We start from the raw sequence: 25,856 nt of genomic DNA on the forward strand, positions 1-25,856 counted from the left end.
CCAGCACGTTGACTCCCGACAAGCTTACAAAGTTTTCCACGCTGGTCAGTTCTGTCATGGAAACGTGATATAACCACGCGATCCTGACCGAGCGAGGCCCGCACCCGTTATGGATCGCGGCTTTTACCTGATTCTGGGCGCGCAGTTCCTGTCGGCGCTCGCGGACAATGCGCTGTTCATTGCCGCCCTCGCGCTGCTGCGCGAATCGGCAGCCCCCGAGTGGCATCAATCGATGCTGCTGTGGAGCTTCACCGTCTCCTATGTGGTGCTGGCGCCGTTTGCCGGTGCCTTTGCCGATGCCTTGCACAAGGGCCAGGTGATGATGCTGTGCAACGGCATCAAGATCCTCGGCTGTATCGGCATGCTGGTGGGCGCCCCGCCTATCCTCGCCTATGCGCTGGTCGGCTTCGGTGCCGCCGCCTACTCGCCCGCCAAGTACGGGCTGATCACCGAATACCTGCCGCACGAGAAGCTGGTGGCCGCCAACGGCTGGCTGGAAGGCGCCACGGTGACGGCCATCATCTTCGGTACCGTGATCGGTGGCGCGCTGATCGGCGACCGGATGTCGGTCCTGATCGCCGACTGGGGCCTGGAGCTGGGCCATGCCGACTGGCTGAGCGCCGCACAGTTCGCGGTGCTGTGCGTACTGCTGGTCTACTTCGCCGCCGCCTGGGTCAATCTCTATATACCGCGGCTCAATGTGCAGCTGAAACCGCTGCGCGCAGCACCGACCGCACTGATCCGCGAATTCATCCATTGCGTGGCGCGGCTGTGGCGTGATCCGCAAGGCCAGTTGTCGCTGGCCGTGACCACGCTGTTCTGGGGCGCCGGCGCCACCATGCGGCTGGTGGTGATCAACTGGGCAGTGCTGTGGCTGTCGTTCAGCATGGAACAGGCGACGCGGCTCGTTGCCATCGTCGCCTTCGGCACCGCCTTCGGCGCGGTGCTTGCCGGGCGCTACGTGCCACTGAAACGTGCCTTCGCCGTGCTGCCAGCCGGCGTGGCCATGGGTGTTCTGGTGATCGCGATGCAGTTTGTCAACCAAACCTGGCTCGCCGCGTTGCTGATGTTCATCGTCGGCGGGCTGGCCGGGTTCTTCGTCGTTCCACTCAACGCCATGCTGCAGCACCGAGGCCATCTGCTGATGGGTGCCGGGCATTCGATTGCCGTGCAGAACTTCAACGAGAACCTCGGCATCCTCGTCATGGTCGGAGCACATGCCTTGCTGGTTTCGCATTTCAGCAAGGCGCTGCCGGCCGATGCGCCGGCGGTGGTGGCCCAGCAGTTCGCCGGCGGGGTGCCGCCGATGGCGGTGATCATCACCGGCTTCGGCCTCTTCGTCGCACTGACCATGATCTGGATTACCCGTCGTTATCGGCGGGGCTTACGCGCAGGCATCATGCATGATTAGAACAACACGACTCCTTGCCCCGCTTCTGCTCGCCCTGCTCGCCGCCTGTGGCCAGAAGGACAAGAAACCGCACGAACCACCGACACCCAAGGTCGCCGTCGTCGCCGCCGCCAGCGAGAACGTGCCGCTGACGATCTCCGCCCAAGGCAATGTCGTCGCCATCAACCAGGTGGACATCCGTCCGCAGATTTCCAGCACCGTGCGCCAGGTCCATATCAAGGATGGGCAGGACATCGTCGCCGGCCAACTGCTGTTCACCCTCGACGCCCGCGAGGACGAGACCGGGCTCGAACGCAATGCCGCGGTGATCCGCAAGAACCAGGCGGACCTCGCACTCGCCGAGCAGAACCTGCGTCGCAACAAGGAGCTCGCCAAGTCGGGCTTCCTGTCGCCCAGCGCCGTCGACACCTCGCAAAGCCAGGTCGATTCGCTGAAGGCCGAGCTCGCTGCCGCGCGCTCCGACTTCGCTACCAGCCAGGTCAAGGTGTCCTACACCCGCATCAACGCGCCGTTCTCCGGTCGCGCGGGCGCCATCAACGTGCATCCGGGCAGCCTGGTGCAACCCGGCAGCGCCGACCCGATGCTGACGCTGGTGCAGCTCGATCCGATCCAGATCGAGTTCACTGCGCCCGAAGCCGAGCTGCCGGCGCTGCTGGCAAGCCAGGCCAAGGGCGAGCTGGTGGCACGCGCGCGCCTCGCCGATGGCACCGCACGCAATGGCCGCGTGGTGTTCATCGACAATGCGGTCGATCGCAACGCCGGCACCATCAAGCTGAAAGCCGAGTTCGCCAATGCCGACCGCCAGCTGTGGCCGGGCCTGTTCGCCCGGGTCGAAGTCGATGCCGGCGTGCAAGCCGGCGCAGTGGTGCTGCCCGCCGAGGCCGTCCTCAGCGGCCCCGAGCGTCGCTTCGTCTACGTGCTGCAGGACGACGGCACGGTGAAGGACCAGCCGGTGAAGGTGCAGCGCATCGTCGCCGAGCGCGCGGTGGTCGACGGCGTGGCTGCCGGCACCAAGGTGGTCCGCGAGGGCGGCCAGAACCTGCGCCCCGGCGCCAAGGTCACCGTGGTGCAGCCGGGTGAGCGCCCGGCCACCAAGGTCGCCAGCGAGGCGGGCCGATGAACATCTCCGAGCTGTGCATCCGCCGCCCGGTCGCCACTTATCTGGTCTGGATCGCCGTCGTCATCGCCGGCATCGCTGCGTGGTTGAAGCTGCCGATCTCGGCGCTGCCGACCTACGACACCCCGACCATCAACGTGTCGGCCAACCTGCCCGGCGCCAGCCCGGAAACCATGGCCACCTCGGTGGCGACGCCGCTGGAGAAGCAGTTCTCCACCATTCCCGGTATCAATGTGATCACCTCGTCGAGCACGCTCGGCAGTACCTCGATCACGCTGGAATTCGATCCCAGCCGCGACATTGATTCGGCAGCCGGCGACGTGCAGGCGGCGCTCTATCGCGCCAACCGCGCGCTGCCGGACGACATGACGAGCCCGCCGTCGTACCGCAAGGTCAACCCGTCCGATGCCCCCATCCTGCTGATCGCGCTGTCGTCGCCATCGTTGTCGCTGGCCGAACTCAACGACTACTCCGACAACCTGGTCGCCCCGGCGCTCTCCACCATCAATGGCGTCGCCCAGGTCAACGTGTTCGGCCAGAAGAAGTACGCGGTACGCATCGAGGTCGACCCGGAAAAGCTCGCCGCGCGCGACCTGACGCTGCCCGAGCTCGCCAGCAGTCTGCGCAACGCCAATTCCAACTCACCAGTCGGCCAGCTCGAAGGCAAGCGCCAGGTGCTGATCCTGCAGACCGGTCAGTTGAAGAATGCAGCGGATTTCGTCCCGCTGATCGTTGCGGTGAAGAACGGCCAGCCGGTGCGGCTCGCCGAGATCGCCACCATCAACGACAGCGTCGAGAGCGTGAAGAGCGGCAGCTGGGTAAACGGCGAACGCTCCATCGTGCTGGCAGTACAGCGCCAGCCCGGCGCCAATACGGTGGCCGTGGTCGATGCGATCCGCGCCACACTGCCCAAGCTCAAGGCCCAGTTGCCCGGCTCGGTCGAGATCAAGGAACTGAACGATCGCTCGCGCTCGGTGCGCGAAGCCATCCACGATGTGAACCTCACGCTGCTCGGTACCGTAGCGCTGGTGGTGCTGGTGATCCTGCTGTTCCTGCGCCGGCTCTCGGCCACGCTGATCCCATCGGTATCGGTGCCGCTGTCCATCCTCGCCACCTTCGCGCTGATGCTGTGGTTCGGCTACAGCCTCGACAACATCTCGCTGATGGGCCTGACCATCGCCGTCGGCCTCGTCGTCGACGACGCCATCGTGGTGCTGGAGAACATCGTGCGCCATATCGAGGACGGCATGAAACCGTTCGAGGCGGCGATCCGCGGCGCGCGCGAGGTCGGCTTCACCGTGGTATCGATCTCGATCTCGCTGGTGGCGGTATTCATCCCCATCTTCTTCATGCCGGGCGTGATCGGCCGGTTGTTCCACGAATTCGCCGCCGTGGTCTCGCTCGCCATCCTGGTCTCGGCCGGCGTTTCGCTCACGCTGGTGCCACTCCTGGCCTCACGCTTCATCAAGCACGAGCCGGAACACGCGACCAAGCCGGAAGCCGGCTGGAGCCGCTTTTTCGAAGGCCTGTTCGAGCGCACGCTCGGCGGCTACCGCCGCACGCTGGATTGGGGCCTGGCGCACCAGTGGGTGATCCTGCTGGTGGCACTCGCGACCTTCATCCTGACCGCTTGGCTCTACGTGATCTCGCCCAAGGGCTTCTTCCCGCAGGAGGACATCGGCCAGATCCAGGGCACGGTGGAAGGCCCGCAGGACATCGCCTACGAGGCGCTGCTCGCGGCACAGCAGGATATCGCCCGGCGGGTGCAGGCCAATCCCAATGTCGAATACGTGGTGTCCAACGTCGGCAACTCGGGCAATAGTGGCCGGTTGTTCATCAACCTGAAGCCACGCGGCGAGCGCGCCAAGATGCAGCAGGTGCTGGAAAGCCTGCGCCGCGATACCGGCGGCATGCCGGGCGTGCGGGTGTTCTTCCGCCCCACGCAGAACCTCAGCGTCGGCGGGCGGCAATCGTCGTCGAGCTACCAGTACACGTTGCAGTCGGTACGCGCCGATGGCCTTTACGACTGGGCCGACAAGCTGATGGCCGCGTTGCGCCAGTCCAACGTCGTGGTCGATGTGACATCGGACGTGAAGAAGGATGGCCTGCAGGCAAGGCTGACCATCGACTCCGACCGCGCACAGTTGCTGGGCGTGGACATGCAGACGCTGCGTGACACGCTGTACGCCGCCTTCGGCAGCCGTGAAGTGTCCACGCTCTACCTGCCGCAGGACAGCTACCCGGTGATCATGGAGCTGGACGAGGACTACCGGCGCGACGAGGCCGATGTCGACCAGGTGCGCGTGCGCAGTCGCGACGGCACGCTGGTACCGCTCTCATCCATCGTCAAGGTCAGCCGCGAACCGGTGAACACGGCTGTCAACCACCAGGCGCAGCTGCCGGCCGTGACCATCTCGTTCAACCTGGCGCCCGGCCATTCGCTGTCGGAAGCGGCCGCCGAGATCGAAGCCGCCAAGGCGAAGATCAACATGCCGGACGTGGTGTTCGGTGGCTTTGCTGGCGAGGCGGCGCTGTTTGCCGATACCCAGACCACGCAACTGTGGCTGATCCTGATCGCGGTCGCGGTGATCTACCTGATCCTCGGCATGCTGTACGAGAGCTGGATCCACCCGGTGACCATCCTCGCCGGCATTCCGTCGGCGGCCATCGGCGCGCTGCTGTCGCTGGAGCTGGTGGGGCTGGAGCTCAGCTTTATCGCCCTGGTCGGCATCCTGCTGCTGGTCGGCATCGTCAAGAAGAACGCCATCATGATGATCGACTTCGCGCTGGAGGCGCAGCGCGGCCAGGGCATGAGCCCGTTCGACGCGATCCGCCAGGCCTGCCTGCTGCGCTTCCGACCCATCATGATGACCACCTTCGCCGCCGCGATGGGCGCGCTGCCGATCGCGCTCGGCATCGGTGCCGGTGCCGAATTGCGCCAGCCGCTGGGCGTGGCCGTGGTCGGCGGACTGATCTTCTCGCAGCTGATCACGCTCTACATCACCCCGGTGCTGTTCCTCACCTTCGACGCCATCGCCCGCCGCTGGCAGCGCGAACGGCCGGTCGCACTGCACGACGAACTGCCGCGCTGAGAAGACAAACGCAACAGTCCGGCCGCAACGGACTGTTGCGTAAATCGCAGCGGCGCAACCGCAGACTGGTCCTGGCTTGCGAACGCCACGCGCCGATTGTCCTCGTTTGCGATCCCTCCCCTCGCCGGAGGTCTCTCGATCACCCCAGACGTTAACCTGCGCTCGCAGCCCGATTCCGGGCCATGCCAGAACCAAAGGACAACGTCACGATGATCAAACGTATCGCCTTGGCGGCCGCACTCGCCGCCGCCTTCTCCGCCCCTGCCCATGCAGATGTCAGCATCAGCGGTTCGGCTGAAATGGACCTGTTCTACCGCACCAACAACACTGCCGATGGTGATGGAAAGTTGCTCCAGGAAATCGCCATCGTCATCAACGTCGACGGCAAGGACAAACTGGACTCCGGTGACGAACTGACCTGGCGCCTGGCGCAGAAGGTAGCCACCCCCGATCGCTACGACTCCTGGGGCATTCGGGAAGCCTGGATCGCCTACGGCGGCAACTGGGGCCAGCTGAAGTTTGGCAATCAATGGTCGGAAACCTACCTGATCCAGGACTGGCCGTACGGCGCGAAAGGCTTTTCGGGCACCGTGGGTGAAGTGCCAAACGTCGGCTTTGGCCAGGGCATCCGCTATTCCTCGCCGAATTTCGGTGGCTTCAACTTCTCCGCCACCTACGATAGCGGGGATGCATATGGCAATGACGTTCAAGCCTATGAAATCGCAGCGCATTTCGCGGCCGGCAACTTCAATCTGGACGCAGGTTACTTCGCCGCAGACGATGGCAAGCCTGTCCCCGCTGGTCGCTCGTACAGCACTGGTTCCACGCCGTCGACCACCCGACCCAACGGCCTGACCGAAGAAATCGGCGGCGGCTACGCCAACTGGATCGTCGGCGGTCGTGCGCAGTTTGGTGATGTGAGCCTGCGTGCTGCCGTACGCGGCGCCAGCGACGAATCGGCTGCGGGCATCGATGCCGACCAGATCGGCTACCTGCTGGGTGGCACCTACAGCTTTGGCAAGCAGGCTTTGAGCCTCGGCTACTTCTGGCAGGACGCGGAACGCGATGGTCAGAAACAGGACGACAACACCTTCCAGACCATTGGCTTCCAGTGGGACTACTCGCTGTCCAAGAACACCGGCGCGTTTGTCCAGATTCGCCACCATCTGGTTGGTGGAGATTGGAACAACAATGCTGTGATCTTCCAGAACGCCGATGGGTTGGCCAAGGGTGACAATGCGACCCGCTTCCTGATCGGTACCTGGACCGGGTTCTGATCGACCGGTCGTGGCAATGCACGCGCTTTGCCACGACCTGCCCACACACGATTGCGCAATCGCGGACAACTTTCCACCCCATCCGGGCATGGTCGACCTCGCCCGGCGTTGGGCATCATAGGACAGGCAGATTTTTCCTCCGGCTTGACTCCATGCTTAGTACCCACCGCAAAGTACGCATCGAACGCGCTGTCGATCAAATGATGCAGCATTCGCACGCAGACCTCACGCTGAACGAACTGGCTGCCGCAGCGTGTTATTCCAGCTGGCACTTCGTGCGCGCCTTCGAAGAGGAGATCGGGGAGGCTCCGTTCGAGTATCTGCGCAAACGCCGCCTGTTTTCCGGTGCATATCGCCTGCTGACCGAACCGACCACCGCAGTATCCACCTTGGCTGCGGATTGCGGCTTCCTGCACGCCAGCTCGTTCGCCAAGGGGTTTCGCCGTCAGTTCGGTATGAACGCGAGGGACTGGCGTGCGGGCGGTTGGCAGGACTGGCTACGTGATCAGCCCTGGCCACAGGATGGCCTCCCGCAACACGCGCGCAGCCCGGATGTCGAACACGATGCCAGTCGCGTGCAGGCCATTGACCCAGCCAGCTTGCAAATCGAGATCATTCCGGCACAGGCCGTGGTCTACCACCGTTTCCGCGACACCTGGGGGGATCGATTGCACGATGCCGTCCAACGTTCGTTGAGAAACTCTCCCTTTCCGGTTTCTCGCTTCTTTGGTGCCCGTCACGACCTGCTACACCTGCGTGGGCCGTCTGAATCGTGCTACGACCTGTGCATTCCGGTGGATGCCAAGCTGCCGATTCCTGCCAACCTCGGTCGCACCACCCTGTTTGGCGGGCTGTATGCCACCCGCCAACTCTCGCCCCACGAGCCCTATCTCAGCTGGCGCAGTCTGGTTTCCAGCTGGCCAGCACGCAGCCGCTTCGTGCTCGATACCCGCCGCCCAATGATCGAGATGTATGCCGGCGTCAGCGAGTATTTACGCTGCAATACCCTCTACCTGCCCCTGTCGCTACGATGAATCACTCCTGCCTCCGACTCCCCCTCATGTGGCTGGCCTGCCTGCCCATGCTTGCTCACGCCGCTCCCGGCGACATCCGCTGGCAGCTTGCCACCGGCGCGCCGGTGCGCGCCGCACCGCTACGCGTCGACGGCCTCATCGTCGTCGGCAACTTCAAGGGGCTGGTGCAGGCTTATGCCGCCAGTGATCGCAAGCTGCGCTGGCAGGCCCAGCTCAAGGGCTCGCTCAGCAGCCAGCCAGCGCGCAGCGGCGATGCGCTGATCGTGCAGACCAGCCGCCAGCTGTACGCCCTCTCGAGCAGGGATGGCCGGGTGCTGTGGCAGCGCGACCTCGGCGACCAGGGCGACTGGTCGGGGTTCAAGCTGTGGGACAGCTACCAGGCCGGTCCCGTGGTGCACGGCGATACGCTCTTGGTAGCGTTCGGCAACGCGCTACACGCGCTCGACGCGCAGTCCGGGCAATCGCGCTGGCGATACGCCACCAGCGATCGCATCATGGCTACGCCAACTGTCGCCGGCACTCAGGTCTTGATCGCCGACGCGGGCGGGCAGCTTGCCGCCGTGCACCTCGCCGACGGCAAGCCGGCCTGGCAACAACAGCCCAACCGCGACACCATCCAGACCGCGATCGTCACCTGGCAACAGCTGGGCATCTACGGCAGTCGCGACGCGGCAGTGCACGCGGTCGACCTCGCCAGCGGCAAGCCGCGCTGGCGGGTAAGCCACGGGACCGACTGGGTGGTGGCCACGCCGCTGGTGCACGGCAATACGGTGTACGTCGGTTCTTCCGACGGGCTGTTCCTGCAGGCGCTGGCCGCCAAGGATGGCAAGGAGCTCTGGCGGGTGAACACCGGGCAGAACGCGTTCACCGCACCGCTGGCGTACAACGGCCAGATCGTTGTTGCCACCGGTGATGCCTATCGCCCGGAGACACCCGGCAAGGTCAGTGCGGTGGGCGAGGATGGCAAGCTGCGCTGGCAGGCCACATTGCCGGCGGGGCTGTTCGGCCAGCCCGTGATCGACGGCGATACGCTGCTGGCCGGCGCAGAAGACGGCAAGCTCTACGGCGTGGCGCTGCGCTGAGCGGTCAGCCGCGCCAGCATGTCGTCGAGTCGCTGTTGCGACAGCGGCTTTTCCAGGTAGTCGTCGATGCCCGCCGCGTGGCACTCCTCGCGGTCGGCCTCCAGCACATTGGCCGACAGTGCGACGATGGGCTGGCGCGTACGGCCGGTGGCCGTCTCACGGGCACGGATCAGGCGACTAGCCTCCACGCCGCCGAGCTCGGGCATCTGCAAATCCATCAGGATCAGGTCGAACTGCATGCGCTCGCAGGCATCGACCGCCTGCACGCCATTCTCCGCCAGCGTCACATAGTGGCCACTATGGTCAAGAAAGCGCTCGGCCACCATGCGATTGATCTGGTTGTCGTCGGCCAACAGCACCTGCAGCCCGCGCTTGGGCGTGGCACTCACCGGCTCCGCCGCCGCCATTTCGGCATGGAAACGGAACACGCTGCCCCCTCCGGAATTGGGCTCCACCCAGATCCGCCCCCCCATCAGCACAACCAGCTTCTTCACGATCGACAACCCGAGCCCGGTGCCGCCATATTCGCGGGTGATGGTGCGATCGCCCTGCGCGAACGGCTCGAAGATGCTGTCGCGCCGCGACAACGGCACGCCAATGCCGGTATCGCGCACCTCGGCCTGCAGCGAATAGTGACCATCTCGCAAGCGCATCGCCACCAGCCGCACCCGTATCTCGCCCTGCTCTGTGAACTTGAGCGCATTGCCGACGAGGTTTACGAACACCTGCTTCAGCCGCGTCACATCGCCCAGCAGCGACGGCGGCATGCCCTCGCCCAGCTGTGCGCTGAATTGCAAGCCACGCGCGTGCGCCATCGGCACGAACATCCGGTTGAGATCGTGTACCAGCTCGGATGGCGAGAACGGCACCGGATCGAGCTCGAAGCGACCAGCCTCGATCTTCGACAGGTCGAGCACATCGTTCACCAGCGTGAGCAAGGCATCGGCAGAGCCGCGCAGGATTTCAACCTGTTCGCGTGATTCGGCATCGAGCGGGTGGCGCGCCAAGAGCTGCGCCATGCCGAGGATGCCGTTCATGGGCGTGCGGATCTCGTGGCTGATGTTGGCGAGGAACTCGCCCTTGGCCTGGCTGCCAGCCTCGGCCGCCAGCTTGGCCAGCTGCAGGTCGGCCACCAGCCGGGTCTTTTCGGTATCGAGCGCGATGGCCTCGGTCAGCACTTCGTGGAAATAGCTGGCGCTCTTCAGCACCGCATAGAGGAACAGCACGCACATCATGCCGAAGATGTTGCCGACCATGCTGCCTTCGCGGATCGCCAGGATGGCGATCGGCGCCACCAGCATCAGCGCAAACCACACCAGCGCCGGCAGCACCGGCGCGAGGATGGGCACCGCACCTGCCACCATGCCGGCATACACCAGCGCGATCAGGTAACGGACGACCTCGGGCGAATCGAACATGAAATACATGCCGCCGCAGCCCCACCAGAGGCCGGCGAACACCGTGCCGACCAGGTAGTGCCGGCGCCACATCGGCGCGGTCTCGACGGTGACGCGCTCGCGCTCGAAGCGCTTGGCAACGATGTAGCGGTACGACGAGATCACGAAGACCGTGCTCCACCACACCAGCACCGAGAGATGCGGCTCGACCCACCACAGCGCATAACCCAGCAGCGATGCATTGGCGATCGACGCCGCCTGGCCGAGCGCGGCGTTGCGGTACAGCAGCTTGGTGGTGTGCAGGATGACCTGCGGATCGTTCTTCAGACGCTTCATTGATTTGTCATGGCGGCGTAGCTCAGCGCCAAGTATAGCGAGCCCATCGCCTTGCCAGCGTACGCGCGTAGCGGTTATGGTTGCCGTGTCGCCAAACCGCGGCATCGGCGAACTTTCCCGCCGGATCGCACTCTGTGTTCACCATGCCTGTCCTGCGCCGCTACCTGCTGTTGTTGCTGATGGCCCTACTCCCGTTGCAGGGTTGGGCAGCGGCTGCGCGCATGGCGAACATGCCGGCCTCGCCGGTGGTGAGCAGCGCCGAAGCCGGCGAGCATTGCGACAGCGCGCAAGCCGGCAAGGCCAAGCGCACCGCGCATGCCGATTGCCTGGAATGCGGCCAGTGCTCGATCTGCCACCCACCGCTGCTGGGGGTAGCCTTCATCGGCGTGCCGCACCGCTCCACGCCGCCTGCGGCAAACCCGGTCCAGGCCAACTCCCACCCGCCGCAACCCTTGTTCCGCCCTCCCATCTCCGCCTGAGCGTGCCCCGTCGCCCCGCGCGACGTCCTACACACTCGATCCGGAGATCACCATGCATACGTCTTCCCGGATGCGGCCCGTACTGGCCGCATCGGCGGCGTGCATCGCGCTTGTTGCGCCGGTGCATGCCGCACCCTTCCCGACCGGTTACGCGCGGGCCGTGGCCGCCGATTCAGCGCGGCTCGCCGCCACACCGCTGACGCTCGACGCCGCCATCCGCCGCGCCCTGGTCGCCCATCCCACGCTGCACCTGTTGTACATCGCCCGGGGCATCGCGCCCGACGCGCTGGCCGATACGCTCACCAAGCAGCCCAGCACACTCGATGTTGTCCGCGATGTGCTCGGCCCGCTCCCGGCCGGCGACACTTTGATTCCGGCGGTGCTCGCTGCGGTCACCGATGCACAGACCGCCTGGTATACGCTGGCCGCCGCGCAGGGCGGGCACGATGCCGCACAGCAACTGCAACAAGCGGCGCTGGCCAGCGCCGAGCTCGCCGAAGGCCAGTCCGATGCCGGCAACCTCGCCGAGCCCGAACTGCTCGCCGCGCAGCTGGCAGCCAACCATGCCGACGCCGAGCTGGGGGAACGCCTGCTGCAGCTGCAGCAGGCGCGCCGCATGCTCGCCACCGCGCTCGATTTGCCGGTGACGGCAGCACTGGAAACCACCCCAATGCCTGCGTTGCCAGGCAAACCCGCCTGGCTGGGCGACGGCGCCGCGCTGCTGGCACTGGCCCATGCCGGCGCTCCCGCCTTCCGGCTGGCCCGGCAAGCGGAATCGACCGCCGAGGCGCGGCTGAGCCCGCGCATCACCAGCCGTGCCATCACCTTGCCGCTAGCCCGTAGCAACGTATTCACCGCCGACGACGGCGAGCGCGAACGCTGGCCGACCGAGCAAGTCGCGGCCCATGCCGACCTGCGCGCGCTGGAGGATGCGCTGATCGGTGCGCAACAGCAGGCTGCGCAGGACTGGCGACAGGCTGAACTCGCCGCAGCGCGACAACCGCTGCTGGCCGCACGCACACGCGCCACACTCCAGCGCTACAACGGCATGCTGGCCGGGGTCGACGCCCTGCTGCAGGCCAAGCAGGCGCAACTGGCGGGCAAGCAGGATGAACTGCAAGCCCGCCGCGACACCTGGATCGCGCTGGCGCACCTGCAGGCATTGCTCGGCGGACAACTTCCCTCCTCGCAGCCAGACCAAACGGGGGCTCAGCCATGAATCGTCGCAACTTTCTCGGCAGTGCTGGCGCGCTGGCCAGCCTTGCCCTGCCGCTGAGCCAGGCAGCCACCGTCTCGACCACCACAATGCCTGCCACCGCGCCTCGTGCCCGTTCCGGGGCCGGCCGCACGCCGGTCACCACGCTGAACGGCCGCACGCTGGGTTACCGGATGAACGATGGCGTGAAGGAGTTCCACCTGATCGCCGAGGAGATCGAGCAGGAAGTCGCGCCCGGCATGGTCGCCCGCTTCTGGGGCTACAACGGCGGCAGCCCCGGTCCCACCATCGAGGCGATCGAGGGCGACCGAGTGCGGATCTTCGTAACCAACCGCCTGCCCGAGCACACCACCATCCATTGGCACGGCATCCTGCTGCCCGCCGGCATGGACGGTGTCGGTGGTCTGTCGCAACCGCAGATCCGGGCCGGTGAAACCTATGTCTACGAGTTCACGCTGACCAAGTCCGGCACCTTCATGTATCACCCGCACGCCGACGAGATGCTGCAGCTGGCGCAAGGCATGATGGGCATGTTCATCGTGCATCCCAAGCGGCCGGGCGAACGCGCGGTCGAGCGCGATTACGCGCTGATGCTGGCCAGCTACAAGATCGAACCCGGCACCCGGCGGCCCGACTCCTCCGAGATGACCGATTTCAATCTCTGGACCTTCAACAGCCGCACCTTCCCGGCCATCCAGACCCTGGTGGCGCGCACTGGCGAGCGGGTACGCATCCGCGTCGCCAACCTGACGATGACCAACCACCCCATCCACCTGCATGGCGTCGATTTCCGTGTCACCGGCACCGACGGCGGCTGGATACCGGAGGCGGCACAATGGCCGGAGGTGACCACCGATGTGGCAGTCGGCCAGATCCGGGTGATCGAGTTCATTGCCGATGCGCCGGGCGACTGGGCTTTCCATTGCCACAAGTCGCACCACACCATGGGGCCGATGGGGCACGGCCTGCCCAACCTGCTGAGCGTGGACCAGCAGCGCGCCACCGCCCGTATCCAGCAGTTGTTCCCCGACGAACACTACATGGCGATGGGCTCCGACGGCATGGCCGAGATGCAGGACATGGCCGCGATGGGCGACATGATGCCGTTGCCGCCGAACACCTTGCCGATGATGACGGGCGAAGGCCCGTTCGGCCCGATCGAAATGGGTGGCATGTTCACCACGCTCAAGGTGCGCAACGACCTAGCTCCCGGCGATTACCGCGATCCAGGCTGGTACGAGCACCCGCCCGGCACCGTTGCCGCGCGCGTCGACACCGGTCGCGCCGCCGGCCTGCCCCGCTGAATCCCCTTGCACTTTCAAATCAGACAGGAACAACCACGATGAAACGACTGATCCTCAGCGCCGCCCTGCTCTTCACCGCCGCCTATGCCTCGGCCGACGCCGGCCACCATGGCAGCCACGGCAAGGGCTACAGCTTCGGCCAGCCCGGCAAGCCCGGCGATGTGACCCGCACCATCGACGTCACCGCGGGCGACGACATGCGCTTCACCTTCAAGCCGCCGCTCAAGGACATCCGGCGCGGCGAAACCATCCGCTTTCGCATCCACAACACCGGCAAGCTGGCGCACGAGTTCTCGATCGGCGATGCGGCCAGCCAGCGCGCCCATGCCACGATGATGAAGAAGATGCCGGACATGAAGCACGAGGCCGATCCCAGCGCGCTGTCGCTGGAAGGTGGCCAGCAGGGTGAATTGATCTGGACCTTCGCCGGCAACGCCGACCTGGTGTTCGCCTGCCAGATCCCGGGCCATTTCGATGCCGGGATGAAGCAGACCGTGAAGCTCGCCAAGTAAGCCCCCCAACCAGCACGGAGCCGGCCGCATCCGGTCGGCTCCCGGGAGATTCCCATGCAACATCGCCTACGCCTCATCGCCGCCGCCAGCCTCGCCTTCTTCACCGCGCTCGCTCAGGCTGCGCCCGCCAAGCTCTACAAGAGTGCCAGCTGCGGCTGCTGCGGCGAGTACGTCAACTATCTCAACGCCAATGGCATCCGCCCCGCCGTGGAAAACCGCGAGGACATGGATGCGATCAAGCGCCAGCACGGCAGCGATGTCGCCGCCAGCTGCCATACGCTGCTGATCGGCGGCTATACCGTCGAAGGCCACGTGCCGGTGACGGCGATCCGCAAATTGTTGAAGGAAAAGCCAGCGATCCGCGGTATCTCGGCGCCGGGCATGCCGCTCGATTCGCCCGGCATGGGCGAGCACAAGTCCGGCACGCTACCGGTGGTTGCGATCGGCCGTGACGGCAAAGTCAGCGATTGGGGCAAGTACTGAGCGTGCTTACTGCGCGCCAGCGCCGCCCTCGGCCGGCAGTACCGCAACGTCGTCGCGGTTGTCGGCGAGGATATTGAGCGTGACGCGCCGGTTGCGGGTGCGCTGGTCCGGGCTGTCGTTGGGCTCGACCGGGCGGTACTCGCCGTAGCCGATCGCCACCATGCGCTGCGGCGCAACGCCCTCGCCAGCGAACAGGCGCACCACCGACGCGGCACGCGCCGCGGAAAGCTCCCAGTTGGACGGAAACTGTGGCGAAGCGATCGGCTGGTTGTCGGTATGCCCCTCGACCTGCACCAGGTTGTCGGTATCGCGAATCAGCTTGGCCACTGCCGACAGCGCATTGATCGAGTTGGGCTGCAGCTCGGCCTTGGCGGTCTGGAACAGCACCGAATCGCTGATTTCCACCGCGATGCCGCGCTTTGACTGGGTGACCCGCACCTTGCCGTCCTCGATCATCGGCCCCAGCGTGGCGCGCAGGTTGCCGGCCATGCCACGCATCCGCTTCGCTTCCTCTTCCAGGGCCGGGCTGGCTGGCGCCGGCGTCACCCTCAGCGTGGCGATCGGCTTCTTCGGCGAGTTGTCGGCGTGGTCGTATTTGATGGTGGCGATGTCGGCCGCTGGATCGTTGCGGAAGGCATTGACCAGCGAATCGGACAGCACGCGGTACTTGCCCTCGTTGATCGACGAGATCGCGTACATCACCACGAAAAACGCAAACAACAGCGTGATGAAGTCGGCGTAGGACACCAGCCAACGCTCGTGATTCTCGTGCTCTTCCTCGCGCCTGCGCCGTGCCATCGCCGTTGCTCCTAGCGCAGCTGGGCTTCCAGCCGCGCGCCCAGCGAGGAAGCGGCCGCCACACCGACGCGCTTGGCCAGGCGATCGAGGTAATCGGGTTGCGGCGTGAAATCGACCACGTCCTCGGCCTTGATCACGTCGCGCGCCACGCTGTCCACCGAGCCCAGGCCATCGATGAGGCCCAGCTTCACGCTGCGCTCGCCGCTCCAGACAAGGCCGGAGAACAGGTCCGGATCATTGGCCAGCCGCTTGCCGCGACCGGTCTTGACCACGTTGATGAACTGCTGATGGATCTCGCCCAGCATTTCCTGCGCCTTGGCCCGCTGCGCCTCGTTCATCGGCGAGAACGGATCGAGGAAGCCCTTGTTCTCGCCCGCGGTGAGCAACCGGCGCTCGACGCCGAGCTTCTCCATGGCGCCGGTGAAGCCAAAGCTGTCCATCAATACGCCGATCGAGCCGACGATGGACGCCTTGTCGGCATAGATCTTGTCGGCAGCAACAGCGGTGTAATAGCAGCCGGATGCGCAGATGTCCTCGACCACCACGTAGAGCGGGATCTTGGGATTTTCCTTGCGCAGCCGCAGGATCTCGTCATGCAGCTGGCCCGATTGCACCGGGCTGCCGCCGGGGCTGTTCACCCGCAGGATCACGCCACGGGTGCGGCTATCCTCGAAGGCATCGCGCAGGCCCTGCGCAATCACGCCGATGTCGGCCTCGCCGCCAACGGCGATCACGCCATCCATGTTGACGAGCGCGGTATGCGGACCGCGATTCACGTCCTCGCTGGTGCGCTGGCCGATCCAGCCCATCACCAGCGCCAGCACCACGAACAGGTAGCCGAAACCCAGCAGCTTGAAGAAGATGCCCCAGCGGCGGGAGCGGCGTTGCTCCTTGATGCCAGCCTGCAGCAGTTGATTGAGGGCTTCGCGTTCCCAGTTGTCTTGCATGGAATGTCCTGGCAGATGAATCGAATGGGTCAATCGAATGGCATGGGGTCGTCGGCAAGGCAGACCAAGCCGTCACGCTCGGTCAGTTGTACTGCCGACAGGCTGCGCCCCGGGCAGGGCCCGCCCAGGCACAGCCCGCTATCCGGGGCATAGTAGGCGCCGTGTGTGGCACAGACAAGATAGTTGCCGGAAAGATCGAAAAAGTCGCCCGGGCGGTAGTCGAGCTCGATGGGAATGTGCGCGCAACGATTGAGGAAGGCCCGCGGCCGCCCCTGGAACTGCACCACGAAGGCCGGCGCTACTTCGCCTGCCAGTTCCAGCGAAAAACGCACGCCAAGGCCATGCTCGGCCAGCGTCTCCGCCGGACAGATCGAAGCGCCTGGCGCGACGAGGCCGACGTCGTCCCCCGCCTTGATCATGCGCGCGCCTCCAGCAGCCAACGCGCCAGCAAGCCGAAATGATCGAAATGCGCCAGCGGTGACAGCGGCAGCAGGTCGTCGAGCGGGTGGGCGCCATAGCTCATCGCCGCGCTGTGGGTGCCGGCATTGATCGCCATCTGCAGATCGTGCGTGGTATCGCCGATCATCAGCGTGGCCGCCGCATCGGCAGCGGCAAAATCGACGATGTATTCCAGCATGGCCGGATGCGGCTTGGAGAAGGCCTCGTCGGCAGTGCGCGTGACCAGGAATTCGCCACCCAGGCCGGTGCTGGCCAGCGCGCGATCGAGCCCGACCCGGGACTTGCCGGTCGCCACCGCCAGCGTGTAGCCGGCATCGCGCAGCTGCGGCAGGTAATCGCGCACGCCATCGAACAGCACCAGCGCCTGATCCTGCGCCAGGTAGTGGACGCGGTAGGCATCAACGATGCGGGTGATGCTGGCCTCATCGGCCCCCGGCGCAAGGTAGGCCATCGCTTCCTTCAGCCCGTAGCCAATGACGAAGCGCGCATCACGCTCGCTTGGCACCGGCAAGCCGACATCGTCGAACGCGCGCTGGATGGCGTAGGCGATGGTGCCGGTCGAATCCATCAGCGTGCCGTCCCAGTCGAAGACCAAGAGTGAGAGTGGCGGCATCACGGCACCTCCTGTTGTTTGAGTTGCTCGACGTAAGCCGCCAGTTCGGGCGGCAGCGCAGCCTCCAGCTGCAGCGGCGCCTGGGTGAGCGGATGGCGGAAAGCCAGCTTCCAGGCATGCAGGAACATGCGCTTGAGCCCCTGGCGCACCAATGCCTTGTTCAGCGCGAAATCACCGTACTTCTCGTCACCGAGGATGGGATAGCCGGCAGTGGCAAGGTGCACGCGGATCTGGTGCGTGCGGCCGGTCTTGAGCTCGCACTCGACCAGCGCGGCATCCGCCCAGCGTTCGCGCCGGTAGATCACCGTGTGTGCATCCTGACCGTCCGGCGCAACCCGCACGCGGCGCTCGCCGTCCGGCGTGGTGTACTTGAACAGCTTGTATTTGAGATTGCGCTTCTCGTCGGGCCAGGCGCCTTTCACCAGCGCCAGGTAACGCTTGTCGATATCGTGGCCATCGCGCAGCAAATCGTGCATCGCCGTCAGCGCACTGCGCTTCTTGGCGACGATCAACAGGCCGGAGGTCTCGCGATCGAGCCGGTGTACCAATTCGAGGAAACGCGCCTGCGGGCGCTGCGCGCGCAACAGCTCGATCACGCCGAAGCTTACGCCCGAGCCGCCATGCACGGCGATGCCGGCCGGCTTGTCGATCACCAGCAATGCCTCATCCTCGAACACCACGGGCAGCACAATGCGCTCGCTTGCTGCGGCGGCCGGCGCCACATCGGGCTTGTCGGCCACGCGCACCGGCGGGATGCGCACCACATCACCAGCCTCCAGCCGCTGCATTGCATCGGCGCGGCCCTTGTTCACCCGCACCTCGCCGCCGCGGATCAGCTTGTAGACGCGGCTCTTGGGCACGCCCTTGAGCTCACGCAGCAGGAAATTATCGAGCCGCTGCCCGGCGCCTTCGCTATCGATGGTGACGAAGGTGACCGACGCTTTGCTAGTCTGTGACATTGACTTATACTCTGTGGCAGGTTGCAACATGACCGGAACGGGTTCGCCAATTCGAACTACGCCGCAGCTTTCGATGTTGCAATGCTTTTCCTGTTCTTTGGCCCTTCCGGCCGTTCACACCTGCGATTACTTTCCCGCCGTACCACAGTGTGCCTCTCCCCCGCCGATCCGGCGTCTTTATCTTTCGGGGATTGCTAGCGCGGGTACCGCAGGTAGACCGGCCGGTCAGCTCAAGCCCAGGAGGCGGTTAACCTTGCTCACCGCAAAAAAGTAGCGATGGTAATTGATTTGTACATGTAACGCACTCACACGGTTTTGGTCCGCGCGATGGTTTCCCGAGGGAAATCGCCGGGTGGACACAGACGTGGATGCCAGCGCTGAAGCACCCGCCGCACACTGCGTGCCGCAGCCAGCCCTGGACACCCCGGCCCCAGTCTGCGCTTGTTGCGCAACCACAGAGGAAAGCCCCACCCGATCCCGCGACCGCCTGATTTGATGTCATGGAAACGGCCTGCCCCGCCTGCGTTTGCGCAATCGGAGTGCGCCTGTCTCCCCGGGTTCCGGTGCCGCCAGCCGGGGCTCCCGCCGTAGCGAGTGCGTGCAGGAGCCTTGAATGAAACGCATGCTGTTCAATGCGACGCAAGCCGAAGAGCTGCGCGTTGCCATTGTCGACGGTCAGAAGCTGATCGACCTCGACATCGAGACCGTTGGCAAGGAACAACGGAAATCGAATATCTACAAGGGTGTCATCACCCGCATCGAGCCCTCGCTCGAGGCCTGCTTCGTCGACTACGGTTGCGAACGCCACGGCTTTCTCCCCTTCAAGGAAATCTCCCGCGCCTACCTCACCGAGGGTGATGGCGGCCGCGGCCGCGTTGCCGACCAGCTGCGCGAAGGCCAGGAAGTCATTGTTCAGGTCGAGAAGGACGAGCGTGGCAACAAGGGCGCGGCGCTGACCACCTACATCAGCCTGGCCGGCCGCTATCTGGTGCTGATGCCGAACAACCCGCGTGGCGGTGGCGTTTCGCGCCGCATCGAGGGTGAGGAGCGCAACGAGCTGCGCGCGGTGATGGACCAGCTGGTCACGCCGCCCGGCATGAGCCTGATCGCCCGTACCGCCGCCATCGGCCGCACGGTGGAAGAGCTGCAGTGGGATCTGAACAACTACCTGCTGGAGTTGTGGAACGCCATCGACGGCGCAGCCCGCGCGCAGAAGGGTGCCTTCCTGATCTACCAGGAATCGAGCCTCGTCATCCGCGCGATCCGCGATTACTTCCAGCCGGACATCGGCGAAATCCTGATCGACAAGGCGGACATCTTCGAACAGGCTCGGCAGTTCATGAGCCACGTGATGCCGGCCAACACCGCGCGCGTGAAGTTCTACCAGGACGACGTGCCGCTGTTCTCGCGTTTCCAGATCGAACACCAGATCGAATCGGCCTATGCCCGCGAAGTGACACTGCCGTCCGGTGGCGCCATCGTCATCGACAAGACCGAAGCGCTCTATTCCGTCGACGTCAACTCGGCACGCGCCACCAAGGGCAGCGATATTGAGGAAACCGCGCTCAAGACCAACCTGGAAGCGGCTGATGAAATTGCCCGCCAGATGCGTCTGCGCGATATCGGCGGCCTGATCGTCGTCGACTTCATCGACATGGAAAACCCGAAGAACCAGCGCGAGGTGGAAAACCGCCTGCGCGAAGCGCTGCACCATGATCGCGCCCGGGTCCAGACTGGCAAGATCTCGCGCTTCGGCCTGATGGAGCTTTCCCGCCAGCGCCTGCAGCCGTCGCTCGAGGAAACCAGCCACATCACCTGCCCGCGCTGCCATGGCAATGGCGTGATCCGCGGCATCGAATCGTCGGCACTGCACATCCTGCGCATCATGCAGGAGGAGGCGATGAAGGAGAACACCGGCGCCGTGCACGCACAGGTCCCGGTCGACGTCGCCACTTTCCTGCTGAACGAGAAGCGCGCCGAGATCCACGCGATCGAAGCCCGCCTCAAGGTTGCGGTGGTGCTGATCCCCAACATCCACCTCGAAACGCCGAACTACACCATCCAGCGCCTGCGTCACGACGAACTGAACCAGGTCGAAGAAATCCTGCCGTCGTACAAGATGATGGAAACGCCGGCCGAGGAAGGCTACCAGCCGGGCCGCGCCAAGGAAGAACAAGCCAAGCGCCCCGAAGCCGCGGTCAAGGGCATCACGCCGATCCAGCCGGCCCCTGTGTCGGCCCGTGATATCCAGATCGAGCAGCCGAGCATCGCACCGGCAGGCCCGTCGCTGTGGGCCCGTCTCACCGGCTGGTTCCGCAGCCTGACCGAAGCGCCGCCCGCGCCGGTCGCCGAGCAACCGAAGCGCCAGCAAGGCCAGGGCAACCGCAATGGTCGCCGTGACCGTAACGAGCGCGGTGGTGAGCGTGGTGAGCGCAATGACCGTGGTCAGCGCAATAATCGTGGCGAACGTACCGAGCGCGGCGAGCGTTCCGGTGAGGAGCGTCAGAACGAGCGTCGCGCCGGCGGCAAGCCGCGGATCGAGGAAGATCAGCGCAACAACCGCCGCAACGAGCGTCCGGCCCAGCCGGAACGCGCCGAGCGCAACGATGCCCGCGGTGAGCGCCAGGAGCAGCGCAACGAGCAACGCAACGAAGCGCGCAGCGAGCAGCCCCGTGCCGAGCAGGGCGAACGCCGCCAGCGCGCACCGCGCAACGAGCGCACGCCCAAGCCTGAGCAGGTCGTCGCCCCGGCAGCGGCCGACGAAGTGATCACCAACGCGGCCACCGCCGAAGTGATTGCCCCGGCCGACGGCCAGGCACCTGCCGCCCAGGAAGGTCAGGGCGAAGGCCGCAGCCGTCGCCGTCGCGGTCGTCGCGGTGGCGAGCGCCGCGAGCGCGATGCCGAGGGCGTAGCAAATGCAGAAGCCGAAGGTAGCGATGCCGCCGTGGATGCAGCAGACGACGTCGCTTCGACCAGCACTGCGCTGGCCGTGGTCGAACCCGCCGTACCGGTACCCCCGGTTGCAACCGAGACCGCCGCAGCACCAGTAGTCGAAGCCGTCGAGCCGGCACCGGTCGTGGTTGAAGCGCCAGCGAGCGAAGCCGTCGTTGAAGCTGCCCCTGCCGTTGTCGAGGCACAACCGGTGGTGACCGCGGTCGTGGCAGCGGAACCTGCACCGGTTACCGCACCGGCCGTCGAGGAAGCCATTGTGGAGGAACCAGCCGCAGAAGAAGCGGCAGCCACAGCACCGACGCAGACCGCACTGGCATTCGAAGCGCCTGCCGCCCCCAAGATCGAGGTTGCCGCGCCGGAAGACGTCGGCCTCGTGATGGTGGCGACGCGCAACGACGCCGCGCCGGCCCCGGCCGTAGAGGCCACCTCCGCACCATCCCGCCGTCGCCGCAGCGATGTGAAGCGTGGCGCAGGTGCCGATACCGCGGCAGCCGAGCTGCAACTGGTGGAAACCCGCAACGATGCGACACCGGAAGCGCAAATCGAAGTGCCGAGCGCGGCACCCGCACCACGCCGCCGCCGCAGTGCCGCCGCCCCGGCACCGCAGGCCAGCGAGCCACTGACCCAGGTCGAGACCAAGGATCAGTAAGCCCACCTCGATGAAAAAGCCGCCGACCCACGGCGGCTTTTTCATGGGCGACGGCTGGCTGCATGCGCCCGGCATGAATTAGCATGCGAAAGCAAAAGGACAAGGAGAGCAAATGCGTATCGACGAGGTGTTCGAGCAGACCCACAAGCTGCCGACTGTGCCCCGCGTGGTTCAGGAGCTGATCAGCAGCTTCGGCCAGGAGGACATCAACGTCAGCGAGATCGCCGATCGCATCGCGCTCGACCAGGTGATCACCGCCAAGCTGTTGCGGCTCGCCAACTCGGCCCATTTCGGCGCCAGCCGCAAGATCGGCTCGGCCCATGAAGCCATCATCGTGCTCGGCTTCAACACCGTACGCACGCTGGTGGTTGCCTCCGGCGTGACTGGCGCGTTCGTCGCCACGCCGGGTTTCGATCGCCAGCAGTTCTGGCGCAAGGGCCTGCATGTGGCGCTGGCTGCCCGCGGCATTGCCCAACGCTCGCGCGACAATCGCGAGATCGCCTTCACCTGCGGCTTGCTGCACAGCATCGGCGAGCTATTGATCCATGTGGTGGAGCCGGAACTCGCGGCCAAGATCGACCGATCGGTCGCCACCGGCAGTGATCGCATCAAGCTGGAATCGAGCAACCTCGGTTTCACCTATCTGGAGCTGGGCGCCGAACTGGCCCGGCGCTGGAATTTCCCGGAAACCATCCAGCAGGCCATCGCCGAACAACAGGACGCAGCACCGAGCTCGCGGCTGTCGGCACTGCTGCAGCTGGCTCTTGCCGCCACTGCCGCGGAAGGCGGAGATGCCCCGGTCTGGCCCACGGCGGCGCTCGAGCTGCTGCAGCTGCCGGCCGCCGAGCTCGACGCCCTGCTGCCCACGCTCGAGCTGCACGATCCAGAGCTCGAAGAGATGTTGCTGTAATCCCGGCGCGCCGGCCGGCGGCGCTAGGGTTATGCCTAATTGTTGCACCGCACGGTGCTGCCTAGTCTGCGACCATACTTACAACGGCGGCCCTTGCCGCCCACTTCCATCAGGAGACAGCGCCATGCGCAAGATGAATCGCCTTCTCGCCGGCATCGCCGGCCTGGTACTGGTTGCCGGTACCGCCGCTGCCGCTGGCAAGACCTACCAGGTGGCGTCCGATGCGGCCTATGCGCCGTTCGAGTCGCTGAACAGCAAGCAGGAAGTGGTCGGTTTCGACGTTGACGTGCTGACCGCCGTCGCGGCCAAGGGCGGCTTCGCGGTGAAGTTCCACAACACCCCGTGGGAAGGCATCTTCGCCACGCTCGGCACCGGTGATCGCGACATCGTCTCCTCGGCCGTCACCATCACCGAAGAGCGCAAGCAGACCATGGATTTCTCCGACCCCTACTTCGAGGCCAAGCAGCTGATCGCTGTGCCGGCCGCCAGCAAGATCGCCAAGTTCGCCGATCTGAAGGGCAAGAAGGTCGGCGTGCAGACCGGCACCACCGGCGACGAAGTGGTGCAGAAGCTGCTGGGCAAGACCAATCCCAACATCAAGCGCTTCGAATCGACCCCGCTCGCACTGCAGGAACTGCTGTCCGGCGGCGTCGACGCCGTGGTCGCCGACAATGGCGTGGTGGTGAACTTCATCGCCAACAACAAGGGCGCCAAGATGAAGACGCTGGACGACGCCAGCTTCGCCAAGGAGTACTACGGCTTCGCGGTGAAGAAGGGCAACAAGGATCTGCTGACCAAGATCAACAAGGGCCTCGCCACCATCAAGGCCGACGGCACCTACGACAAGATCTACAAGAAGTACTTCGGCAACTGATGTAACGCGGTCATCGCCGCCCGGAAGCGCAACCTATAACGAGGTTGCGCTTCTTGTTTTTGCACTGGCTTACTTACAAAAAAAGACATGGATTTCATTCAATTCTGGCAGGGTGTCCAACAGAACGTGCCGCTGTTCGAGCATTTCCAGCTGCAGATGATCTGGGAATACCGCGAGCTGTTCTGGCAGGGCATCAAAATGACCTTGCTGATCACCGTGGTCGCGGTGGTACTGGGCACGCTGATCGGCCTGGTGATGGGCATGGCGCGGCTCGCCGACGTGCGCCACGGCCCGTGGAAATATCCGCTGATCGTGCTGGTGCGCTGGCCGGCCACCGCCTACGTCACCTTTTTTCGCGGCACGCCGCTGTTCGTGCAAATCCTGCTGATCCATTTCGCGCTGATGCCGCTGCTGGTGCATCCCACCGATGGCCTGCTGATCAGTGGGGAACTCGCCGGCACGCTGCGCCAGGAATACGGTGCGTTCATGTCCGGCCTGATGGCGCTGACGCTGAACGCTGGCGCCTACATCACCGAGATCTTCCGCGCCGGCATCCAGTCCATCGCCAAGGGCCAGTTCGAGGCCAGCCGCTCGCTGGGCATGAACTACTGGCAGACGATGCGCTTCATCATCGTGCCGCAGGCCTTCCGCCGCATGCTGCCGCCGCTCGGCAACGAGGCCATCATGCTGCTGAAGGACAGCTCGCTGGTCTCCGCCATCGGCCTGACCGAGCTCGCTTACGCGGCACGTACCGTGGCTGGCGCCTATTCGCGCTACTGGGAGCCCTACCTCACCATCTCCTTCCTCTACCTGGGGCTGACGCTGTTGATGGCCTGGGGCGTGCACGCGATGGAGAAACACTTTAAGGCCAGTGGCGGTATCCATTGAGCGATTGAATACTCGCGAGTTGAACAAAAACGGGTAGGCAACGCCTTCCCGTTTTTGTTTGTTGCGCCGCTGTCAGCGCCTGCGGATGTACTGGTTCACCGCGCGGTTGTGCTCACCAAGCGTCTCGGAGAAGTGCGAACTGCCGTCGCCACGGGCCACAAAATACAGCGCCTTCGATGGCGCCGGCTGCGCGGCCGCCATCAACGCGGCGTTGCCCGGCATGGCGATGGGGGTGGGTGGCAGGCCAGCGCGGGTATAAGTGTTGTACGGCGTATCGGTCTGCAGATCCTTCTTGCGCAGGTTGCCATCGAACTGCTCGCCCAGGCCGTAGATCACGGTGGGGTCGGTCTGCAACCGCATGCCGATGCGCAACCGGTTCTCGAATACGCTGGCGACCATGGGTCGGTCCGCCTCGGCACCGGTTTCCTTCTCGACGATGGAGGCCATGATCAGCAACTCGTACGGCGTTTTCAGCGGCGTATCCTCGCGTCGCAGCTTCCAGGCGAGCGCCAGCTGATCATTGAGCCGTGTGTGCGCGCGCCGCAGCAGCTCCAGGTCCGAGCCACCGACGGCGATGAAATAGGTGTCCGGGAAGAACTGCCCCTCCAGGCCCGGCGCGGCGATATCCAGCGCTACGCGCAGCTCGTCGTCGCTCATCAGCGCGGCATCGGCCCTGAGCTTGGCCTGCGCGGCCAGCGCCGCCCGCAGCTGCCGCCAGTTCCAGCCCTCGATCACCGTGAATGCGATCTGGCTGGCCTCGCCACGGGCGATCTTGCCCAGGAGCTCCAACAGCGAGGTCGGTTGCTTCAGCTCGTAGATGCCGGCCTTCAGGCGGGTGTCCTCACCGGTAGCCCGCGCCAGCAGGCGGAACACCGCCGGATATTCGATCACGCTTTGTTGCGCCAGCTGCGCCGCGGTGGCGCGCACCGAGCCCGGGCCCACGGTCAAGGTGACCGGGTAGCTCAATGGCAGCGGTCGGTTGACATACCACCAGGCCGCGGCCGCAGCGGCCATGAGGCCGAGCAGCACCAGCAACAACAGGTTGCGCAGGGTGCGCAGCAAGCCGC

22 protein-coding genes are annotated in these 25,856 nt (G+C 65.3%); 15 read left to right on the forward strand and 7 right to left on the reverse strand.

The window, feature by feature from the left end:
* Positions 1–109 precede the first annotated feature (109 nt).
* From lplT to FLM21_RS16450, 6 genes are all read left to right on the forward strand, one after another.
* On the forward strand, positions 110–1,411 hold the full coding sequence (gene lplT / locus FLM21_RS16425; protein ID WP_148716601.1) for a lysophospholipid transporter LplT: 1,302 nt from the start codon (positions 110–112) through the stop codon (positions 1,409–1,411).
* Entirely contained in the window at positions 1,404–2,531 is a 1,128-nt protein-coding gene (locus FLM21_RS16430; RefSeq protein WP_148716602.1) for an efflux RND transporter periplasmic adaptor subunit, read from the forward strand. The genes lplT and FLM21_RS16430 overlap by 8 nt, the downstream gene beginning before the upstream one ends.
* Complete coding sequence (locus FLM21_RS16435) at positions 2,528–5,620, forward strand: efflux RND transporter permease subunit (protein WP_148716603.1); 3,093 nt, start codon at positions 2,528–2,530, stop codon at positions 5,618–5,620. Before FLM21_RS16430 ends, FLM21_RS16435 begins: the two co-directional genes overlap by 4 nt.
* A gap of 209 nt (positions 5,621–5,829) precedes the next feature.
* The gene (locus FLM21_RS16440) at positions 5,830–6,897 is read left to right on the forward strand and encodes a porin (protein ID WP_187359945.1); all 1,068 of its coding nucleotides are present in this window, start codon (positions 5,830–5,832) and stop codon (positions 6,895–6,897) included.
* A gap of 200 nt (positions 6,898–7,097) precedes the next feature.
* Complete coding sequence (locus tag FLM21_RS16445; protein WP_187359946.1) at positions 7,098–7,931, forward strand: helix-turn-helix domain-containing protein; 834 nt, start codon at positions 7,098–7,100, stop codon at positions 7,929–7,931.
* Between the two features lie 26 nt (positions 7,932–7,957).
* Complete coding sequence (locus FLM21_RS16450; protein ID WP_187359947.1) at positions 7,958–9,013, forward strand: outer membrane protein assembly factor BamB family protein; 1,056 nt, start codon at positions 7,958–7,960, stop codon at positions 9,011–9,013.
* Here FLM21_RS16450 and FLM21_RS16455 read toward each other — a convergent pair.
* The gene (locus tag FLM21_RS16455; protein WP_187359948.1) at positions 8,992–10,746 is read right to left on the reverse strand and encodes an ATP-binding protein; all 1,755 of its coding nucleotides are present in this window, start codon (positions 10,744–10,746) and stop codon (positions 8,992–8,994) included. The genes FLM21_RS16450 and FLM21_RS16455 overlap by 22 nt on opposite strands.
* 143 nt (positions 10,747–10,889) lie before the next feature.
* Here FLM21_RS16455 and FLM21_RS16460 point away from each other — a divergent pair, with 143 nt between their 5' ends.
* The 5 genes from FLM21_RS16460 to FLM21_RS16480 are packed head-to-tail and all read left to right on the forward strand — an operon-like array spanning position 10,890 to position 14,740.
* On the forward strand, positions 10,890–11,225 hold the full coding sequence (locus FLM21_RS16460; RefSeq protein WP_148716608.1) for a hypothetical protein: 336 nt from the start codon (positions 10,890–10,892) through the stop codon (positions 11,223–11,225).
* Between the two features lie 52 nt (positions 11,226–11,277).
* Positions 11,278–12,444: a TolC family protein gene (locus tag FLM21_RS16465; RefSeq protein ID WP_148716609.1), complete on the forward strand. Its 1,167-nt coding sequence runs from the start codon at positions 11,278–11,280 to the stop codon at positions 12,442–12,444.
* Entirely contained in the window at positions 12,441–13,745 is a 1,305-nt protein-coding gene (locus tag FLM21_RS16470; RefSeq protein WP_148716610.1) for a multicopper oxidase family protein, read from the forward strand. The genes FLM21_RS16465 and FLM21_RS16470 overlap by 4 nt, the downstream gene beginning before the upstream one ends.
* 38 nt (positions 13,746–13,783) lie before the next feature.
* Positions 13,784–14,257, forward strand: a complete 474-nt coding sequence (locus FLM21_RS16475) for a cupredoxin domain-containing protein (protein ID WP_148716611.1) — start codon at positions 13,784–13,786, stop codon at positions 14,255–14,257.
* Between the two features lie 54 nt (positions 14,258–14,311).
* Positions 14,312–14,740 carry a DUF411 domain-containing protein gene (locus FLM21_RS16480; protein WP_148716612.1) on the forward strand — a complete coding sequence of 143 codons (429 nt, stop codon included), beginning with the start codon at positions 14,312–14,314 and terminating at the stop codon, positions 14,738–14,740.
* Positions 14,741–14,746: 6 nt separating this feature from the next.
* Here FLM21_RS16480 and motD read toward each other — a convergent pair whose 3' ends face one another.
* From motD to FLM21_RS16505, 5 genes are read right to left on the reverse strand one after another with little or no spacing between them, the layout of a single operon-like run.
* Positions 14,747–15,538 (reverse strand): flagellar motor protein MotD, encoded by a 792-nt coding sequence (gene motD, locus FLM21_RS16485; protein WP_148716613.1) that lies wholly within the window; start codon positions 15,536–15,538, stop codon positions 14,747–14,749.
* 11 nt (positions 15,539–15,549) lie between these two features.
* The gene (locus FLM21_RS16490; protein ID WP_148716614.1) at positions 15,550–16,485 is read right to left on the reverse strand and encodes a S49 family peptidase; all 936 of its coding nucleotides are present in this window, start codon (positions 16,483–16,485) and stop codon (positions 15,550–15,552) included.
* Positions 16,486–16,514: 29 nt separating this feature from the next.
* Entirely contained in the window at positions 16,515–16,904 is a 390-nt protein-coding gene (locus FLM21_RS16495; RefSeq protein WP_148716615.1) for a Rieske (2Fe-2S) protein, read from the reverse strand.
* Entirely contained in the window at positions 16,901–17,557 is a 657-nt protein-coding gene (locus tag FLM21_RS16500) for an HAD-IA family hydrolase (protein WP_148716616.1), read from the reverse strand. Before FLM21_RS16500 ends, FLM21_RS16495 begins: the two co-directional genes overlap by 4 nt.
* Complete coding sequence (locus FLM21_RS16505) at positions 17,557–18,516, reverse strand: RluA family pseudouridine synthase (protein WP_148716617.1); 960 nt, start codon at positions 18,514–18,516, stop codon at positions 17,557–17,559. The genes FLM21_RS16500 and FLM21_RS16505 overlap by 1 nt, the downstream gene beginning before the upstream one ends.
* A 613-nt stretch (positions 18,517–19,129) precedes the next feature.
* Here FLM21_RS16505 and FLM21_RS16510 point away from each other — a divergent pair.
* The 4 genes from FLM21_RS16510 to FLM21_RS16525 all read left to right on the forward strand — a co-directional run bounded on the left by FLM21_RS16510 (position 19,130) and on the right by FLM21_RS16525 (position 24,789).
* Positions 19,130–22,117, forward strand: coding sequence for an Rne/Rng family ribonuclease (locus tag FLM21_RS16510; RefSeq protein WP_148716618.1), 2,988 nt, complete (start codon positions 19,130–19,132; stop codon positions 22,115–22,117).
* A gap of 112 nt (positions 22,118–22,229) precedes the next feature.
* Positions 22,230–23,027, forward strand: coding sequence for an HDOD domain-containing protein (locus tag FLM21_RS16515; protein ID WP_148716619.1), 798 nt, complete (start codon positions 22,230–22,232; stop codon positions 23,025–23,027).
* A gap of 124 nt (positions 23,028–23,151) precedes the next feature.
* Entirely contained in the window at positions 23,152–23,901 is a 750-nt protein-coding gene (locus FLM21_RS16520; protein WP_148716620.1) for a basic amino acid ABC transporter substrate-binding protein, read from the forward strand.
* Positions 23,902–23,988: 87 nt separating this feature from the next.
* Complete coding sequence (locus FLM21_RS16525; RefSeq protein WP_148716621.1) at positions 23,989–24,789, forward strand: amino acid ABC transporter permease; 801 nt, start codon at positions 23,989–23,991, stop codon at positions 24,787–24,789.
* A 72-nt stretch (positions 24,790–24,861) separates the two neighbouring features.
* Here the strand turns inward: FLM21_RS16525 and mltG are convergent, their stop codons facing one another.
* A complete protein-coding gene (gene mltG / locus FLM21_RS16530; protein WP_246120744.1) occupies positions 24,862–25,851 on the reverse strand; it encodes an endolytic transglycosylase MltG in 990 nt (329 codons plus the stop codon).
* Positions 25,852–25,856 lie beyond the last annotated feature (5 nt).

Origin of the sequence: Chitinolyticbacter meiyuanensis, from assembly GCF_008033135.1 — a bacterium.
GTDB lineage: Bacteria > Pseudomonadota > Gammaproteobacteria > Burkholderiales > Chitinibacteraceae > Chitinolyticbacter > Chitinolyticbacter meiyuanensis.

Coding starts and splice junctions, on each gene's coding strand:
- lplT (WP_148716601.1), top strand. CDS start 110: ATGGATCGCGGCTTTTACCTGATTCTGGGCGCGCAGTTCCTGTCGGCG.
- FLM21_RS16430 (WP_148716602.1), top strand. CDS start 1,404: ATGATTAGAACAACACGACTCCTTGCCCCGCTTCTGCTCGCCCTGCTC.
- FLM21_RS16435 (WP_148716603.1), top strand. CDS start 2,528: ATGAACATCTCCGAGCTGTGCATCCGCCGCCCGGTCGCCACTTATCTG.
- FLM21_RS16440 (WP_187359945.1), top strand. CDS start 5,830: ATGATCAAACGTATCGCCTTGGCGGCCGCACTCGCCGCCGCCTTCTCC.
- FLM21_RS16445 (WP_187359946.1), top strand. CDS start 7,098: ATGATGCAGCATTCGCACGCAGACCTCACGCTGAACGAACTGGCTGCC.
- FLM21_RS16450 (WP_187359947.1), top strand. CDS start 7,958: ATGTGGCTGGCCTGCCTGCCCATGCTTGCTCACGCCGCTCCCGGCGAC.
- FLM21_RS16455 (WP_187359948.1), bottom strand. CDS start 10,746: ATGAAGCGTCTGAAGAACGATCCGCAGGTCATCCTGCACACCACCAAG.
- FLM21_RS16460 (WP_148716608.1), top strand. CDS start 10,890: ATGCCTGTCCTGCGCCGCTACCTGCTGTTGTTGCTGATGGCCCTACTC.
- FLM21_RS16465 (WP_148716609.1), top strand. CDS start 11,278: ATGCATACGTCTTCCCGGATGCGGCCCGTACTGGCCGCATCGGCGGCG.
- FLM21_RS16470 (WP_148716610.1), top strand. CDS start 12,441: ATGAATCGTCGCAACTTTCTCGGCAGTGCTGGCGCGCTGGCCAGCCTT.
- FLM21_RS16475 (WP_148716611.1), top strand. CDS start 13,784: ATGAAACGACTGATCCTCAGCGCCGCCCTGCTCTTCACCGCCGCCTAT.
- FLM21_RS16480 (WP_148716612.1), top strand. CDS start 14,312: ATGCAACATCGCCTACGCCTCATCGCCGCCGCCAGCCTCGCCTTCTTC.
- motD (WP_148716613.1), bottom strand. CDS start 15,538: ATGGCACGGCGCAGGCGCGAGGAAGAGCACGAGAATCACGAGCGTTGG.
- FLM21_RS16490 (WP_148716614.1), bottom strand. CDS start 16,485: ATGCAAGACAACTGGGAACGCGAAGCCCTCAATCAACTGCTGCAGGCT.
- FLM21_RS16495 (WP_148716615.1), bottom strand. CDS start 16,904: ATGATCAAGGCGGGGGACGACGTCGGCCTCGTCGCGCCAGGCGCTTCG.
- FLM21_RS16500 (WP_148716616.1), bottom strand. CDS start 17,557: ATGCCGCCACTCTCACTCTTGGTCTTCGACTGGGACGGCACGCTGATG.
- FLM21_RS16505 (WP_148716617.1), bottom strand. CDS start 18,516: ATGTCACAGACTAGCAAAGCGTCGGTCACCTTCGTCACCATCGATAGC.
- FLM21_RS16510 (WP_148716618.1), top strand. CDS start 19,130: ATGAAACGCATGCTGTTCAATGCGACGCAAGCCGAAGAGCTGCGCGTT.
- FLM21_RS16515 (WP_148716619.1), top strand. CDS start 22,230: ATGCGTATCGACGAGGTGTTCGAGCAGACCCACAAGCTGCCGACTGTG.
- FLM21_RS16520 (WP_148716620.1), top strand. CDS start 23,152: ATGCGCAAGATGAATCGCCTTCTCGCCGGCATCGCCGGCCTGGTACTG.
- FLM21_RS16525 (WP_148716621.1), top strand. CDS start 23,989: ATGGATTTCATTCAATTCTGGCAGGGTGTCCAACAGAACGTGCCGCTG.